Source organism: Staphylococcus ureilyticus, assembly GCF_002902235.1.
Classification (GTDB): Bacteria; Bacillota; Bacilli; order Staphylococcales; family Staphylococcaceae; genus Staphylococcus; species Staphylococcus ureilyticus.
In genome coordinates this window covers 1-596 of the sequence record NZ_PPRL01000177.1, presented here as the reverse complement: position 1 = coordinate 596, position 596 = coordinate 1, and the positions used below count along the sequence as shown (strand labels likewise).

Sequence of the window (596 nt, the reverse complement as noted above, 5' to 3'; positions counted from 1 at the left end):
GTTATAATAGATATTGAAATTTTAAAAATATGACAATTCATACTAAAAATTAAAATATTCAACTACATTGGTTAAAATGTAACAGTTATCACATATTATAACAAAATAAAAGTCATAAAATAACTAGATCCCCCATCTAATGTTATGAAAGGAGTAAGTTATGACCGCAAACAATCACCAATTTAAAGATTTTGAACACACTTTAACGAATGAAACAATGCAACGAGGCACTCGCTATGGAAAAAAGAAAAAATCTTGGGTTAGCCTTATTATACAAGTAATCGTCTTAATTCTAGTTGCAATTTCTGGTTACAGTATGTTTAAAGAGCCCATATTCAATTTAGTTTTCGTAGATAAATCGGTTAATTTTAAAGAATTAACGAATTTTCAAGAAACCATCAATAACTTAACACATTTAAATATAAATATAGAAAGCATTGATAACTTACAAACAAGTATTGATCGCTTAATACTTGTATTTTATATATTTTTTATCGCCTGTATATTAAGTTTAATCTTAACTATTTTTACATTATTTTTTAATAAAACGATTTTGAAAATAGTTAATATGTTTATCATAGCGATCATGCTTGCAA

At 25.0% G+C, this 596-nt stretch carries 1 protein-coding gene; it reads left to right on the top strand.

The window, feature by feature from the left end:
* Window positions 1-160 precede the first annotated feature (160 nt).
* Window positions 161-596 (top strand): hypothetical protein (locus CD150_RS12990; RefSeq protein WP_103161661.1); only part of this gene is annotated, 436 nt, incomplete at its 3' end.